Source organism: Mesorhizobium sp. WSM3224 (genome assembly GCF_000427725.1).
Lineage (GTDB): Bacteria > Pseudomonadota > Alphaproteobacteria > Rhizobiales > Rhizobiaceae > Mesorhizobium.
The window spans coordinates 149,467-163,274 of the sequence record NZ_ATYO01000003.1; the positions used below are offsets into that span (position 1 = coordinate 149,467).

Annotated in this window: 15 protein-coding genes; 11 read left to right on the forward strand and 4 right to left on the reverse strand. The window is 64.4% G+C overall.

The window, feature by feature from the left end:
* Positions 1–273 precede the first annotated feature (273 nt).
* A complete protein-coding gene (locus tag YU3_RS0107485) occupies positions 274–2,169 on the reverse strand; it encodes a DUF4396 domain-containing protein (RefSeq protein WP_027165657.1) in 1,896 nt (631 codons plus the stop codon).
* A gap of 197 nt (positions 2,170–2,366) precedes the next feature.
* Here YU3_RS0107485 and YU3_RS0107490 point away from each other — a divergent pair, with 197 nt between their 5' ends.
* From YU3_RS0107490 to YU3_RS0107510, 5 genes are all read left to right on the forward strand, one after another.
* Complete coding sequence (locus YU3_RS0107490; protein ID WP_027165658.1) at positions 2,367–3,890, forward strand: multicopper oxidase family protein; 1,524 nt, start codon at positions 2,367–2,369, stop codon at positions 3,888–3,890.
* Positions 3,887–4,450, forward strand: a complete 564-nt coding sequence (locus YU3_RS0107495; RefSeq protein ID WP_027165659.1) for a cytochrome c — start codon at positions 3,887–3,889, stop codon at positions 4,448–4,450. Before YU3_RS0107490 ends, YU3_RS0107495 begins: the two co-directional genes overlap by 4 nt.
* Positions 4,451–4,657: 207 nt before the next feature.
* A complete protein-coding gene (locus YU3_RS0107500) occupies positions 4,658–4,852 on the forward strand; it encodes a hypothetical protein (protein ID WP_348631165.1) in 195 nt (64 codons plus the stop codon).
* Between the two features lie 204 nt (positions 4,853–5,056).
* The gene (locus YU3_RS41195) at positions 5,057–5,203 is read left to right on the forward strand and encodes a hypothetical protein (protein WP_198021645.1); all 147 of its coding nucleotides are present in this window, start codon (positions 5,057–5,059) and stop codon (positions 5,201–5,203) included.
* Positions 5,204–5,626: 423 nt separating this feature from the next.
* Positions 5,627–5,842 (forward strand): hypothetical protein, encoded by a 216-nt coding sequence (locus tag YU3_RS0107510; RefSeq protein WP_027165661.1) that lies wholly within the window; start codon positions 5,627–5,629, stop codon positions 5,840–5,842.
* A 167-nt stretch (positions 5,843–6,009) separates the two neighbouring features.
* Here YU3_RS0107510 and YU3_RS0107515 read toward each other — a convergent pair whose 3' ends face one another.
* Positions 6,010–6,426 (reverse strand): helix-turn-helix domain-containing protein, encoded by a 417-nt coding sequence (locus tag YU3_RS0107515; RefSeq protein ID WP_027165662.1) that lies wholly within the window; start codon positions 6,424–6,426, stop codon positions 6,010–6,012.
* Between the two features lie 100 nt (positions 6,427–6,526).
* Here YU3_RS0107515 and YU3_RS0107520 point away from each other — a divergent pair, with 100 nt between their 5' ends.
* Complete coding sequence (locus YU3_RS0107520; protein WP_027165663.1) at positions 6,527–7,390, forward strand: NmrA family NAD(P)-binding protein; 864 nt, start codon at positions 6,527–6,529, stop codon at positions 7,388–7,390.
* 29 nt (positions 7,391–7,419) lie between these two features.
* On the forward strand, positions 7,420–8,007 hold the full coding sequence (locus YU3_RS0107525) for a dihydrofolate reductase family protein (protein WP_027165664.1): 588 nt from the start codon (positions 7,420–7,422) through the stop codon (positions 8,005–8,007).
* 43 nt (positions 8,008–8,050) lie between these two features.
* Here the strand turns inward: YU3_RS0107525 and YU3_RS0107530 are convergent, their stop codons facing one another.
* Together YU3_RS0107530 and YU3_RS0107535 are read right to left on the reverse strand one after the other, a co-directional pair.
* Complete coding sequence (locus tag YU3_RS0107530; RefSeq protein ID WP_027165665.1) at positions 8,051–8,296, reverse strand: hypothetical protein; 246 nt, start codon at positions 8,294–8,296, stop codon at positions 8,051–8,053.
* A 160-nt stretch (positions 8,297–8,456) separates the two neighbouring features.
* Positions 8,457–9,725: a cytochrome-c peroxidase gene (locus YU3_RS0107535; RefSeq protein WP_027165666.1), complete on the reverse strand. Its 1,269-nt coding sequence runs from the start codon at positions 9,723–9,725 to the stop codon at positions 8,457–8,459.
* A 218-nt stretch (positions 9,726–9,943) separates the two neighbouring features.
* Between YU3_RS0107535 and YU3_RS0107540 the strand changes: the two genes are divergently transcribed.
* The 4 genes from YU3_RS0107540 (at position 9,944) to YU3_RS0107555 (ending at position 13,754) form a co-directional block, all read left to right on the forward strand.
* Complete coding sequence (locus YU3_RS0107540; RefSeq protein WP_027165667.1) at positions 9,944–11,476, forward strand: acid phosphatase; 1,533 nt, start codon at positions 9,944–9,946, stop codon at positions 11,474–11,476.
* A 317-nt stretch (positions 11,477–11,793) separates the two neighbouring features.
* Positions 11,794–12,216 carry an OsmC family protein gene (locus YU3_RS0107545; protein ID WP_027165668.1) on the forward strand — a complete coding sequence of 141 codons (423 nt, stop codon included), beginning with the start codon at positions 11,794–11,796 and terminating at the stop codon, positions 12,214–12,216.
* 5 nt (positions 12,217–12,221) lie between these two features.
* On the forward strand, positions 12,222–12,746 hold the full coding sequence (locus tag YU3_RS0107550) for a hypothetical protein (RefSeq protein WP_027165669.1): 525 nt from the start codon (positions 12,222–12,224) through the stop codon (positions 12,744–12,746).
* Positions 12,747–13,010: 264 nt separating this feature from the next.
* Entirely contained in the window at positions 13,011–13,754 is a 744-nt protein-coding gene (locus YU3_RS0107555; RefSeq protein WP_036258055.1) for a 2OG-Fe(II) oxygenase, read from the forward strand.
* The last annotated feature ends 54 nt before the right edge of the window (positions 13,755–13,808 follow it).

Genomic DNA, 13,808 nt, shown 5'->3' on the forward strand with positions numbered 1-13,808 from the left:
GCACCCGAAAAGGCACCGTGCCGCAAGAGCCTGGAGACGGCACGAACCTTCAGCCCAGCAGGCAAACTTCAAGGCTTGATCGCGCTCCGAACATCCGAAGCCGACAAGAACAAGGCGATGAGGCAGACCGCCAATTCGGCGCGACGATCCTCCCCGGGGTTTTCGGCAGGCGGTTCGTCTTCCCTGGCAGTTCGCCTCGCATATAAACCCTGCGAGGGCGGCAAGGGTTCCGAGCTACGCAGGTTCGTTGGATTGCCGAGCGCCCTGCCGCGATCATGTGACCTCGATGACCACCATCAGCCCGCCGCCGCCCTTTTCCTCGGCATTGTTGTTGGTGGTGTGATGCGGGATATGGCAGTGGATCAGCCACTTGCCCGGACGCCTCGCCGTCCAGACGACGTCATATCGCTGGCCCGGCCCGACATTGACCGTGTCGGCAAGGAAGCGTGCAGTGGCGGAAATGGTCTCGCCGTCGCGGGCGACCACCTCGAACGGGCCGCCATGGATGTGCATCGGGTGGATGAAGCCGTTGTTGGTGCCGATGAAACGGACCTTCAGCGTCTCGCCGACCTTCATGCGGATCGTGTCGGTCGAGGGATAGGCCTTGCCATTGATCGTAAAGAAGTTCGGCATGCCGCCGTCCATCGGCATCGACGGATAGGTCAGGCCTTCGCGCACCAACCATTCCTGCAACTCGATGACGTAGTCGTGGTCGGCGGCGACCTCGTCAGCGGGATTGGCTGGATCGATGATCAGAGCGCCATAGAGGCCGAGCGCCTGGGTGCGGTCGGGCTTGGCGTGCGGATGGTAGAAATAGGTGCCGTGCTGGGTGGCGGTGAACTCGTAGGAATAGGTCTGCCCGGGCTCGATCGGGGCCTGGGTGATCTCGGCCGGCCCGTCCATCTGGTTGGGCAGGATCAGGCCGTGCCAGTGCACGGTGGCTTCTTCGGGCAGTGCATTGGTGACATTGATGCGCACGCGGTCGCCCTGGCGGATATGGATGCGCGGCCCCGGTATCTGGCCGTTATAGGCATAGGCGTCGACCGTCACGTCCGGCAGGATCTGCCAGCGGATCACCGAGGCCCTTAGCTCGAACACCTTCACCCCGTTCTCCATGCGGAACGGCAAATCCCGGTCGCCTTTGGCGGCGAGGTCGTATGAGGCGGTCACTAGGCGCGGATCTGCCGCCGCCATGTCGCGCATGGCGTCGGCCGGCGTGTCACGGTCCATGATCATGCCTTGCGGCATGATCACCCCGCCGACGTCGCGGGCCGAAAGTCTTAGGTTCAGCCAGTTTGCCGGAGCCGCCATGCCAATGCCGAGCGCAATCAGCGACACCACGCCGAGCGCCGCGATCTGCGGCGTTGTCGCGTCCGACCGCATCTGGTGGCCGCCGTTGCCTTTGCGGGAGGCCATGTCGTGGCCGTGCTCGCGATGGCCGTGGCCCCTGGCGTTGGCCTGCTGCATTTGCATCTGCGCGTGCTGCCTCTTGGCAGCCGGCAACGCCCGCTCGGTCATCAGCCCATGCTTCAGGCCGTGCGCGACCAGCCAGACGTTGGCGGGATAGGCGAGCACGAAGCCGGCGATGACGCCGAGCGACATCACGCCCCAGAACAGAAGCTCGGTCGGCTCCATGGCGCGCATGTCGCGGCCCATCATCAGGAAGCTCATGACCGGCGCCATGCCGGCCATCATGAAATTCATCGAGATGAATTCAGGCAGGAAGCTCTTCTTCACATTCTCCCAATAGCTGCCGCCCATCATCGATTTCATGAACAGCGACTGGAAGATGAACAGGCCGAAGGCAAAGCCGGCGAGGTATTCGACGATGAGGTCGAGCCACATCGGCAAGCCGAGCGTGGCGGTGACGACTGCCGCAAGGATGATGCCGGTTGCATCGCCGGCGACGCAATGGATGGTAGAGCCGACGCCCTGCTTCCAGAGCGGCCTTGTGAAGACCTCATGCTCGCCGGGGCGCGGTTCCTTGTCGGCAAGCACATAGAGCAGCAGGCCGAGCGGGCCCATATAGAGCGTCACCAGGATGAAGCCCCATTTCATCACCACTGGCTCGGGATTGTTTCGATACTGGTCTAAGCCGACATAGAGCGTCGAGGCTAGCGCCAGCACGAACCAGGCAACAAGGAAATAGTCGATCGGTTGGACGAGCATGATCCGGCTTCTCGATCTGGTCTATGAAACGGCTGGTTGTACCTGCGGATGAACGCAGCCCAAGCCATTACGATCCACCCACCGGAATTTTCAGCTCCGGCCGCTCGACCCGCTTGACCTTCCAGCAACTGGAACCTTTAGCGTCGGAAGCGAGGTCTTTCGGCGGGATCTTCCAATCGAGATCGAGGAGCGAAGAAATGCACCGACGCGGCTTTCTGGTGGCGGGCCTGGCAACGGTCCTGTCGGGCTCTCGCGCACTCGCGCAGATGAACATGGACGGCATGTCGGACATGGATTCGATGCCGGGGATGGATAAGAGCGGTCATGCGGGCCATGACATGGGCGCTATGGCGCAAGCGCCCGCCGCGCTGCCCGAGGGCGCGGCGCTGCGTGAATTGCCGCTGCTTGCCAACGAAGCCGGCCGGTCCGGGCTGTTCAGGGCAAGGCTGACGGCGGAGCCCGCCACGGCGCGCTTTGCCGAGGGCCAGGACACCCCGATCCTCGCCTATAACGGCACGAGCCCGGGGCCGCTGATCGAGGCCTTTGAAGGCGACCGCGTCGAGATCGCCTTCGCCAATCGGGTCGGCGAGGCGAGCACCATCCACTGGCACGGCATGCCGGTACCGGCGGATCAGGACGGCAATCCGATGGACCCGGTGGCGGCTGGCGCCGACCGCATTTACGCCTTCGAGCTGCCCGAGGGCTCGGCCGGCTCCTACTGGTATCACCCGCATCCGCATGGTCGTACGGCCGAGCAGGTCTATCGCGGCCTTGCCGGCGCCTTCGTCGTCAAGGCGAAGGCCGATCCGATACCGGCCACCTATGGCGACACGGTGCTCGTGCTCACCGACCTTCGCCTTGCCGCCGACGGCTCGATGCCCGACAACACCATGAACGACTTGATGAACGGCCGGGTCGGCGACCATGTGCTGGTCAACGGCCAGAAGAACCCGAAGCTGGCTGTGGCGATGGGTGCGAAACGGCGCTTGCGGCTCTACAACGCCACCAATGCGCGCTTCCTAAGGCTCGCCTTCGCCAACGCCGCGACGACCGTGATCGGCAGCGATGGCGGCCTGTTGGAGGCGCCTGTTGCGGTCGAGGAGATACTGCTCAGCCCGGCCGAGCGCGTCGAGTTGGTGGTCGCCTTCGACAGGCCGGGCGTCGCCACCCTCACCACGCTGGACTACGACCGCGGCTGGATGGGTCCGGGCCGGCCGGCGGACGCCGGGCTGACGCTGCTGACGGTCGATGTCTCCGACGCGCCGGCTGAGGCGATGCCCCCATTGCCCGAGCGGCTGAGGCCGATCGCGCCGCTTGGGCACCCCACGGTCAGCCGCCGTCTCGTCTTCACCGAGACCATGGCCATGAACGCCACCGGCATGGAGATGGGCTTCCTGATCAACGGCAAGGCGTTCGATATGGGGCGCGTCGATATCATCGCTAAGGCCGGCGATACCGAGCTCTGGGAAATCGTCAACCAGGCCGACATGGACCATCCGTTTCATCTCCATGGCACGCAGTTCCAGGTGGTCGAGCGCGAGCGCGGCAGCAAGGTCTCCAAGCCGCCCTATCTGGCGTGGAAGGACACGGTCAACGTGGCGCGCGGCGAGACGGTGCGGTTCGTCACGTGCCAGGAGCGGCCGGGCGCGCGCATGTATCACTGCCACATCCTCGAGCATGAGCAGCTCGGCATGATGGGCATCGTCGACGTGCAGGCGTGAGGTTCCGCGTCATTCTAGCGGCGGCGATGCTGGCGCTCGCCGGCCCGACGGTCTCTGCTCCGTCGCTGGCGGCGGGTATGGGCGATCCCATTGTGGCGGCGCGCCAGGCCTCGATGAAAGAGATGGCGGCCGCCGCCAAGGCGATCGCTGAAATGTTCGACGACAAGCGCGTCTATGAGCGGCACGCCTTCCAGGCGGCGGCAGACACGCTCAGCACCCGTGCCGGCGCTGCCCTGATTGCCGAATTCCCGCAGGGCAAGCTTGGTGCGCCGTCCGGCGCCAGGCCGGAAATCGACGAGGCCCGGCCGGAATTCGAGGCGCTCGCCCGCCATATCGGCCGGCTTGCAGACGCGCTCGCAGTCAAGGCCGGGAACGCGCCGGCCGAAATCACCTCCGACATGCGGATGACCGGCCTGCCGATGGATGGCGGCAGCCTGCTCGGCAAGCGCCCCGGCGCCGCTGAAGCCGATCCGGCCAGGATGCCGGCGGAACATCTCCTGCATCTCATCCTGCAGGATTGCACGAGCTGCCATTCGAAGTTCCGGCGGAAAGTCGAGTGAGACCGGACACGGTCAGGCGCGACGTGGCGGCGTGCTGCCTTTCACGCCGCTTTCGCCACTAAAATTCCTGAGGGACGCCGGTTCCAATTGCTTCGGCGTGCATCACAAAACTGACGCGCTCACCCCGCTATATGCTAGGCTCATGCCGCCAAAACAGGGTTCATCGTTATGGATGCCAGCGAATTGAGGGCCATAGGCGATACGCTGATGCGCCTCGTCACCCCCGACATGACGCCGAAGGAACTGGTCAAGGCGGTGCGCAAGGAGCACCCCGGCGCCAAGAAGAAGGACATCGCCCGCGCCGCCTTCCACGCCATCATCGCCAATGCCGACGAGGACCCCGGCAAGTCGCGCAACCTCCAGGCCTTCGCGCTTGCCGAGCGCACCCAGCAATCGGAATAAATTGCCGCGAATTGTAGCGTTGGCCTTGTCGGAAACTTAATAAGCGATTTCTAATGTAACGGATCAGCCGGCAGCTAAATGCGTGTCGCGCAAAAGTGCGCGGCGGTTTTGCGGCAACGACATGCATCAAAACAAAGACTTAAAGCGCGTCGCCTGAATCCGTTTCGGCGCGACGCGCTTTAGCCCCCAACCGGTAGCGAGCCCATGACGAAAAACCTCGGCAATGCCAAACCCAGCGCTCCCGCCAAGGAGATGAACCCCTCGCTGTTCAGCAAAACGGCGCCGGCGCTGTTTCCGCTGGTGGTCGCGGCGGTCGGCTATCTCGTCGGCCGGCATTTCTTCGGCTTTTGACGCGGCAAGCTTTCGGCGCGCTATTTTCCGGTCGATCCGACGTAATTGGTCGGCTCGATCGTGCAGCTTTGGTCCTAGGGCCTAGGTCGTTCTTGTCCTCGCGGAGGCGCAAGCGCATGTTCGTGACAGCCGGCGGCCTCGCAAACTCCGGTCAGGCCCGGCCGCCGAACCCAGTATCACCCCCCCAAGGCTGCCGGGCCGCCGCCGCGCCGCAAGTCGTGCCGCTCTCGCATGGCGCGTGTCCATTCGTTCAGTAGGCTTCACAAATATATTGAATATTGGCGAGTGCTTTTGCACTAAAAGCCAATCATCTCCGCTGTTCGACAACTCCGGGCGCTCTAGATCGTATTGGGTCGGACACCCAGTACTTGGGCCGAAGAGACCTGGGCCGAAGAGATTTGGGCCGAAGAGCAGGAGCTGTACATGGTAACGGACGAGCCAGACAGTGTCCGCGTAAAAGCCGTCAATGGCCAATGGATCGTGCGCGTCGTCGACGGCGGGAGGCTGACGCAGAATTTGTTCGACATTCACGCGCAGGCCGAGAGCTTCGCCGAGGAGGAGCGGCTGCGGTTGGGGCTGCCCGGGGAACCGCCGGCCGAGGAACCGTCCGCGCCACTGCGACACGGACGGGCTCGCTGACGGGCGAGGGGAATCTCTTCCTTACGGAAAACGCGTTCCAACGCGTTGTTGGCGCGTAGCGTCATCCTGTCATCCTTTCCGGCATGGTGAGAGGAAGAAGGGCGCGCTCACCGGCGGCTTCGCCAGTCGCCGCTGTCGGGATGAACGGATCCGCTTGGGTTTTTTCGCTACTGCAAATGCTCTGCCCTGAGCTTTTCTTTCATCCTCCGAAGCGCCGGCTCGCCGCCGGCTGCCAAGTCTTCGGCGATCCGGGCAAGCCTATCGTCGGCGTTGCGGTATTTGCTGCCCCAGGCGCCCAGCGTCGACAGCACCGGCAACAGGTCGATGCCGGCGTCTGTCAACCGGTAGATCGCCTTCAGCCCATGGCTCGGGTCGTCGCTGCGGGTGAGGATACCTTCGTCAACCAGCGTCTGCAGCCGTTCGGCCAGGGTGCGCGAAGAGATGCCTTCGTCGGATTGCAGAAACTCGCGAAAATGCCTTTTCCCGGCGAAGGCCAGGTCGCGGATGATCAGCAGCGTCCAGCGGTCGCCGAGCAATTCGAGCGAGAGGCTGATCGGGCAGCCGGACCGTTCCTTGGTCGACATCAATATGGTTCCATTTTTAAATCACTTTACTATTGACATCATTCGCGTCTTGGGTCAAATGGTTCCGAAAGTAAAGCAATTGAGCGAAGAGGAGGTCGATGTGAACCAGCAAGCCAACCACACCGTCGTGGTCGTCGGCGCAACCAGCGAAGTCGGCGCCGAAGTCTCCACAAGGTTGAGCAGGGCAGGGCACAGGGTGCGCGGCGTCGCCCGCAGCCTCGATATCCCGCTCGACGACCAGGCGGCGCTCGACGCCGCCTTCGCCGGCGCCGACAGCGCCTATGTGATGATCCCCTTCGACGTCACGGCGCCTGACCTGCATCGCTTCGAGGACGAGGTCGGGGCGCGGCTGGCATCGTCTATTGCCAAGGCCGGCCTGCGCCGCGTCGTCCTGCTCAGCGGCCTTAACGCCCATCTCAAGAAGGGCACCTCGCTCGGCGCGGCACTGATGGAGGAGCGCCTCGCAGCGCTCGGCCTGGAGGAGCTTGCCTATCTGCGCGCCTCCTTCTTCATGGAGAATTTCGTCAAGGGCATGGGTTTCGTCGAACAGGCGGCGTCCGGCGTTTTTGCCGCGCCTTTCCGCGGCGACCTGCCGATGCCGCTGATTGCCGAAAAGGACATTGGCGAGCGCGCCGCCGCGTTGTTGAACACCAAGCATTTTCCCGCCCAGCGCGTCGTCGAATTGCATGGTGGCGGCTACTACACGCTCGACCAAGCCACAATGATCCTGGGCCGGGCGATCGGCAAGGATGTCGCCTATTATCAAGCCTCGTTCGCCGATGCGCGGGCCCGCATGATCGCCAACGGCATATCGCCGAGTTTTGCTGATGCGCTCGGCGAGACGGCGGCAAGCTTCAACAAGGGTGAGCGCTGGGCGCTGGAGGCACCGTCGGTTGAAAACGCCACGCCGACCAGCTTCGAAGCCTGGGCTGAAAACTTCGCCCGCACCCGCAACGCCGTCTGAACCCCGAAATCCAGACGAGGACAACGACAATGAAACAACTCATCCTTCAGATGCAGATGTCGGTCGACGGCTTTGTCGGCGCCGATGAGGACCATCGCTGGCAGCTTTGGGAATGGGGCGACGACAGCGCCTGGGACGAGGATCTGAAACAGGACTTCAACGCCGTCTTCAAGACCATCGACACCATCCTGCTGAGCCGCAAGATGGCGCAGGAGGGGTATCTGGCTCATTGGAGCAATGCAGCCAGGAAATATCCGAAGGACCGCTCCTATGCCTTCGCGCAGCGCATCGTCGAGGCACAGAAGGTGGTGGCGAGCGACAAGCTCGAGGCCTCGCGCTGGGAGCGCACGCGGGTCGTCAGCGGCGACCTGCCGCGCGAGGTCGACGCGCTGAAGCAAGGCGAGGGCGGCAACATCGCCGTGTTCGGCGGCGCCGGCTTTGCCTCGGCGCTGATCGCGGCCGGCCTGGTCGACGAGTTCCAGCTCTTCATCAATCCCGCGGTGCTGGGCAGCGGCCGCCGCATCTTCGACAAGGGCGGGTTCGGCAGGCTCAAGCTACTCGGCTCGAAGGCCTACGCCAGCGGAATGGTGGTGAGCCGCTATGCGCCAGCGGGATGAGAGGCAACCGATCTTGCCTGAATCAATCCGGCAGCACGGCTCCTCAACTGCTTGTTTGGCCGTGCCTTTCCGGGTTCGGCTGGCAACCGCCTCCGCTGACCAGCCGCAGTTGCGCGCCCGGCCGTCCGGATCGCGGCCAGTGGTCGTTGCCCACGGCGGCGAACCAGCGGGCTTCGCGCGACGTCAGGCCGATAAGCACCCGGCCGGCATATTCGGCAGGCACGCCATTGCCCGCATCGAACACCGTCCAGCTGCTGCCGGGCGGCTCCTGCACCGCGACGAACCTCATGGGGAGACTCCATCTGTGACGATAGCAGCAATATAGCAGGCGCGGTTCGACGTTCCTATGACGTGCCTCACATTGACACACAAATTGCGGTGGATAGCTGGCGGTTCCGGCTGGAGCCGCGCCGCGTTGCTTCCCCGACTGTGTGCTTGGCAGCTCGGCCTTACTGCCCCGCCTGGTCGGCGTCGGTCAGCGTGCCTAGGAAGGCGACGATGGCGTCGATCTCGGCGTCGGTCAGCGCCGGCTTGCCGCCGGGCTTCTTGCCGTTGAAGGGCGGGTCGGTGTTGAGGTTCGGCCAGTAAGCCTTTGGCAGATCGTCGAATTTGTCGACCTCCCCGTCCGCCTTTTTGGGATACCAGCGGCCGGGATCCGTGTCGCGGCTGGCGTAGAAGGCCACCGCCTCGCGCAGCGTGTGGAAATAGCCGTTGTGGAAGAAGCTTTTTCGCAGGGCCACGTTGCGCAACGTCGGCGTCTTGAACAGCCCGCAATACTGCGTCCGTCCTTTGAAGTCGGTACGCAGCGGCCCGCACAGGCCGAGGTCGAAATAATCGGGATCGGCGTTGGCGGGGATCGCCGGATTGCGCGGCACGGCGATCGCGATCAGGCCGTAGTCGGTGAATTGCGGCGGCTCGCCGTCATTGGCGGGTTCGCTGAGATGACAGCTCGCGCAATTGCCCTTCGCCTCGTCCTCGAACAGTGCGCGGCCGCGCAACTCCTGCGCGGAGAGCTGCGCCTTGCCACCGAGGAAGGCGTCGTAGCGGCTGGAATAGGGATAGAAATCGGCGCTGCTTTGCTCGAAGGTGCCGAGCGCTTCCACCGCGGCGTCGAAGGCGTCCCGCGGATGGTCGAAGACATCGGCGCCGAAGGCAGCCCTGAAGGCATCGGCATAGGGCGCCTTGCGCAGGCTGGCGACCACCTGGGCCTCGTTCGTGTTGCCCATCTCGAAGGAAGACAAGAGCGGGATCCTCGCCTGGTCCTTGCCGTGGTCGGCGCGGCCGTCCCAGGTCAGGCCGCCTGTCGGACCATTGTCGACGCTCTCGTCGCCTTCGTCCTCGGAGTCATAGAAATGCTCGGTGAAGGCAGGCGCCGCCTGCAGGTAGCGCAGCGACGGCACGGCGCGGACGCCGGGATGGTCGAGCTTCGGTCCGCCCATCTCGACCGGCGCCGCGGATGCCGGTCCGAAGGCATGGTTGGGATCGTGGCAGGACGAGCAGGCCTGCTTGCCCGAGGCCGAGAGCGAAGGGTCGAAAAACATCTGCCGCCCGAGCGCCGTCAACGCATCGGCGCGGGCAAAGGCTTCCTGGCGCGACATAGGGCCGGGATGGACACCGGAAGGCTCCGCGGTGTTGGCAGGCGCGGCGAAGCCGGCCGTCAAGGCCGCTGCAATGGCGATTGCGTGATTTTTCCGATGTCCCATCGTCCTCGGCGACATCCCTGATTTCTTCGCCCGATTTCTTTCGCGACGTAAGGCCCGATTTCTTTTGCGACGTAAGGATCGAGTGCAACGGATTGATGACCGGCCTTCTCGCTCACGAAACCGTGTTCGGCTGGGGAGCTACTGTCACAAAGGTGACAAGGCGCCCAAGTAGCTGGGCATTGATGTAGTGCATTGCCGTCCTCCAGCCATTCCCAAGCCACGAGGCATCTCCAATGATCCGGTCCTTTCTTTCCCTTTGCCTCGCCTCAACGGCGCTGGCATCGCTCGTTGCCGTCGCGCAGGCAGCCCCGCCCGGCTACGACAAGATCGACACCGTCGTCGTCATCTACGCCGAGAACCGCAGCTTCGATAACCTCTATGGCGGCTTCCCCGGCGCCAATGGGCTCGCCAATCTCGCCGCCGGCCAGGTGCGTCAACTCGACCGCGACGGTACCCCGCTTGCCGAGCTGCCACCGGCCTGGGGCGGGCTGACCGGCAAGGGCGTGGCGCCGGCCGTGACCGAAGCGCAGACCGCGCATCTCGCCAATGCCGCGTTCTCGATCGACGACCCCAAGGGTTTCAACGAAGGCCCCAACGTCATAACCCATGATCTCTGGCACCGCTTCTACCAGGAGCAGATGCAGATCGACGCCGGCAAGAACGACAAGTTCGTCGCATGGGCCGATTCCGGCTCGCTGGTCATGGGTCACTATGGCGGCTCGAGCCTGCCGATGTGGGCGGTCGGCAAGAAATACGTACTCGCCGACAATTTCTTCCAGGGCGCCTTCGGCGGTTCCTTCCTCAACCATATCATGCTCGCCTGCGCCTGTGTGCCTGTCTACCCGCATGCCGACACCGGCCCGGCGAAGGGCCAGATCGCCGTCGTCGAACCCGACGGCATGACGCTGAAGGCGGCCGACAATTCGCCGGCCTCGGCTCTCGCCGGCGTGCCGAAATTCGTCAATGACGGGGCGATTACCCCGGACTTCTACGTCGTCAACACCATGCAGCCGCCCTACCAGCCGAGCGCCAACAAGCCGGCCGAGGGCGGTGACAAGGCGCTCGCCGATCCGGCGCAGCCGACCACGCTGCCGCCGCAGCATGACATCACCATCGGCGATCTGTTGTCGCTCAAGGGGATTTCCTGGGCCTGGTATGGCGGCGCCTGGCAGGCGACGCTGGACGGCAAGAACGCCACGCCCGTGCCGAACTTCCAGTTCCATCACCAGCCCTTCAACTATTTCGCGGCTTACGCGCCGGGCACGGCTGCCCGGACCGAACACCTCAAGGATGGCGGCCTCGACGGGGTCGAGTTCATCAAGGCGATCGACGACGGCAAGCTGCCGGCCGTCACCTTCTACAAGCCGCAGGGCAACCTCAACGAACATGGCGGCTATGCCGACGTGACATCCGGCGACCAGCATCTGGCCGACCTCGTTTCGCATCTGGAGAAGAGCCCGCAATGGCAGCATATGCTGGTCGTCGTCACCTATGACGAGAATGGCGGCTTCTGGGATCACGTCGCGCCGCCCAAGGCCGACCGCTGGGGCCCGGGCAACCGCGTCCCGGCCTTCATCATCTCGCCCTATGCCAGGATGGGCATGGTCGACCACACGCAGTACGACACGACCTCGATCCTGCGTTTCATCACCAACCGCTACGACTTGCCGGTGCTGCCGGGCATCGTCGCCCGCGACAAGGCGCTGCGCAACAACGACCAGCCGCCGATGGGCGATCTGACGGCCGCGCTCGATCTGACCAAATAGCGTCTCAGACCTTGGGACACCTCTCCCCCGCCCAAGGCGGGGGAGAGGTGTCCGCAGAGCGGACGGAGAGGGGCCTTCGTAGGGCGCCGGGGCCAGTTGGCCAGCGCCGCGCCGCCCCTCATCCGCCCTTCGGGCACCTTCTCCCCGTGAACGGGGAGAAGGAAAAAGACGCCACGCTCGGGACAGGTCCTTTCTCCCCGTCACTATACGGGGAGAAATGTCCGGCAGGACAATGAGGGGCAGCGCCGAACCTCGGCGATTGCCGAGATGAATTCCCGTCCGCTATTGATGTTCATCCGATCGGACGAGGCCATGCGATGACCGAGCTAAAAATCAGAACCCGCGCCACCGGCGCGCTTGCCGTCCTGCCGCCGGGCGGCCTGCCGGTGATCACGACCCCGACCGGCGGCACGGTCGATGTCGTGACCCAGGTCAGCGCGCCCGGCTTCAACCCGCTCGACCTGCTCTATGCCTCTTTGGCCGCGTGCATTGTGCTCAGCGCCCGTATCGCCGCCACGCGCCTCGGTGTCGCCGATCGGCTTGGCGAGGTCAGCGCCGATGTCGGCGGCGAGAAGGCCAAGGACGAGCCGTCGCGGGTCGAAACCTTCACCGTCAAATTGGAAATCACCGGCGACCTCGACGCCGCGACGAAGCAGCGGATCCTGGCGGACGCCGAGGACATCTGCACCGTCTCCAACACGCTGCGCGGCGCGCCGGCGCTTCGCGCAACGCTGGGATGAGGGCGATGGCGCATCTCTCCGCGATCGACTACGCCACCGCCTCCGAAGAAATCCGCGCCGAGCACGACCGCGAGCTCGCGCTGCGCGGCCGCATGACCAACATGAAGCGCATCCTGCTCCATTCGCCGGCCGCCCACCGCATCTACGCCGAATGGTTCACGCTGCGCGACCTGCTGAGGCCGACGCTCGACGACCGCGCCATCTGGCTGTTCTCGAAGGCGATTTCCGAGACGATGCGCGCGGAAATCCCTGTGACCTTCTTCCGCCGCGCTCTGATCGACTCAGGCCTCGATCCCGAAGCGATCGAGCCGACCGCGAACGAGGCGCTTCTCATCGCATTCGGCAACACGGTCGCCGCCGATGCCAATGCCGTGTCCGATGAAACCTGGGCCGCGCTCAAGGCACGCTATGACGAAACGCTGCTAGTCAACCTCACCGCCTTCGCCGGCATCATGGTGGCGACCTGCGTGTTCGCCAACGCGGTGAAGATGGATCTCGATCCGGAGCTGGAGAGGTATCGCAGGCGGTGAAGCTGCCAATCTCCCCCCTTGCGGGGGAGATGCCCGGCAGGGCAGAGGGGGGTGCTGTCCCGCCGACCTGTCAGCGAACTGGCGAAGGCTTTCCTCGTTTCGACGGGAGAGGTTTGCGTTCCTTCACACCCCCCTCTGGCCTGCCGGCCATCTCCCCCGCAAGGGGGGAGATCAGCGCTCCGTCGCCGCGCCTACCTCCGCATGAATCGGGTGGCTCCCTTCCGTCGCGCGCCCCATCTTCAGGGCAAGCGATGGAGCCAACCCATGACCGTCCATTCCCTGAACACCAAGCGCGCCAGCCGCTCAGCCGAATCCCGCGTCGCCGCGCAAGACTGGCACGTCCTGGTCTCCGATCTCAACGCCCACGGCTGCGCCGTTGTGCCAAGCCTGCTCACACCCGAAGAATGCGCCGGTATCGCCGCGCTCTATGCGCATGAGGAGCATTTCCGCAGTCATGTGGTCATGGCGCGCCACGGCTTCGGCAAGGGCGAGTACCGCTATTTCCGCTATCCGCTTCCGGATCTGATCGATGGTCTGCGCTCGGCTCTCTATCCGCGGCTCGCCACGGTCGCCAACGACTGGAACGAGAAGATGAATGTCGCCCTGCGCTATCCCGCCGAGCACGCCGCCTTCCTGAAGCGCTGCCATGACGAAGGCCAGACGAAACCGACGCCGCTTCTGCTGCAATACGGCCCCGGCGACTTCAACTGCCTGCACCAGGACCTCTATGGCGCGCTCGCCTTTCCGCTGCAGGTGGCGATCCTGTTGTCCGAACCAGGCGACAATTTCGAAGGCGGCGAGTTCGTGCTGACCGAACAGCGCCCGCGCATGCAGAGCCGCGCCGAAGTGGTGCCGCTGAGGAGAGGGGACGCGGTGATATTTGCAGTGCACAATCGACCGGTGCAGGGCACGAAGGGGTTTTATCGGGTCAATTTACGTCATGGCGTGAGCCGTTTGCGGTCGGGCCAGCGGCATACGGTCGGCATCATCTTCCACGATGCGAAGTAAGGCGCGGCGCTGAAGCCGCCAATCTTCCCCCTTGTGGGGGAGATCGGTACTGCG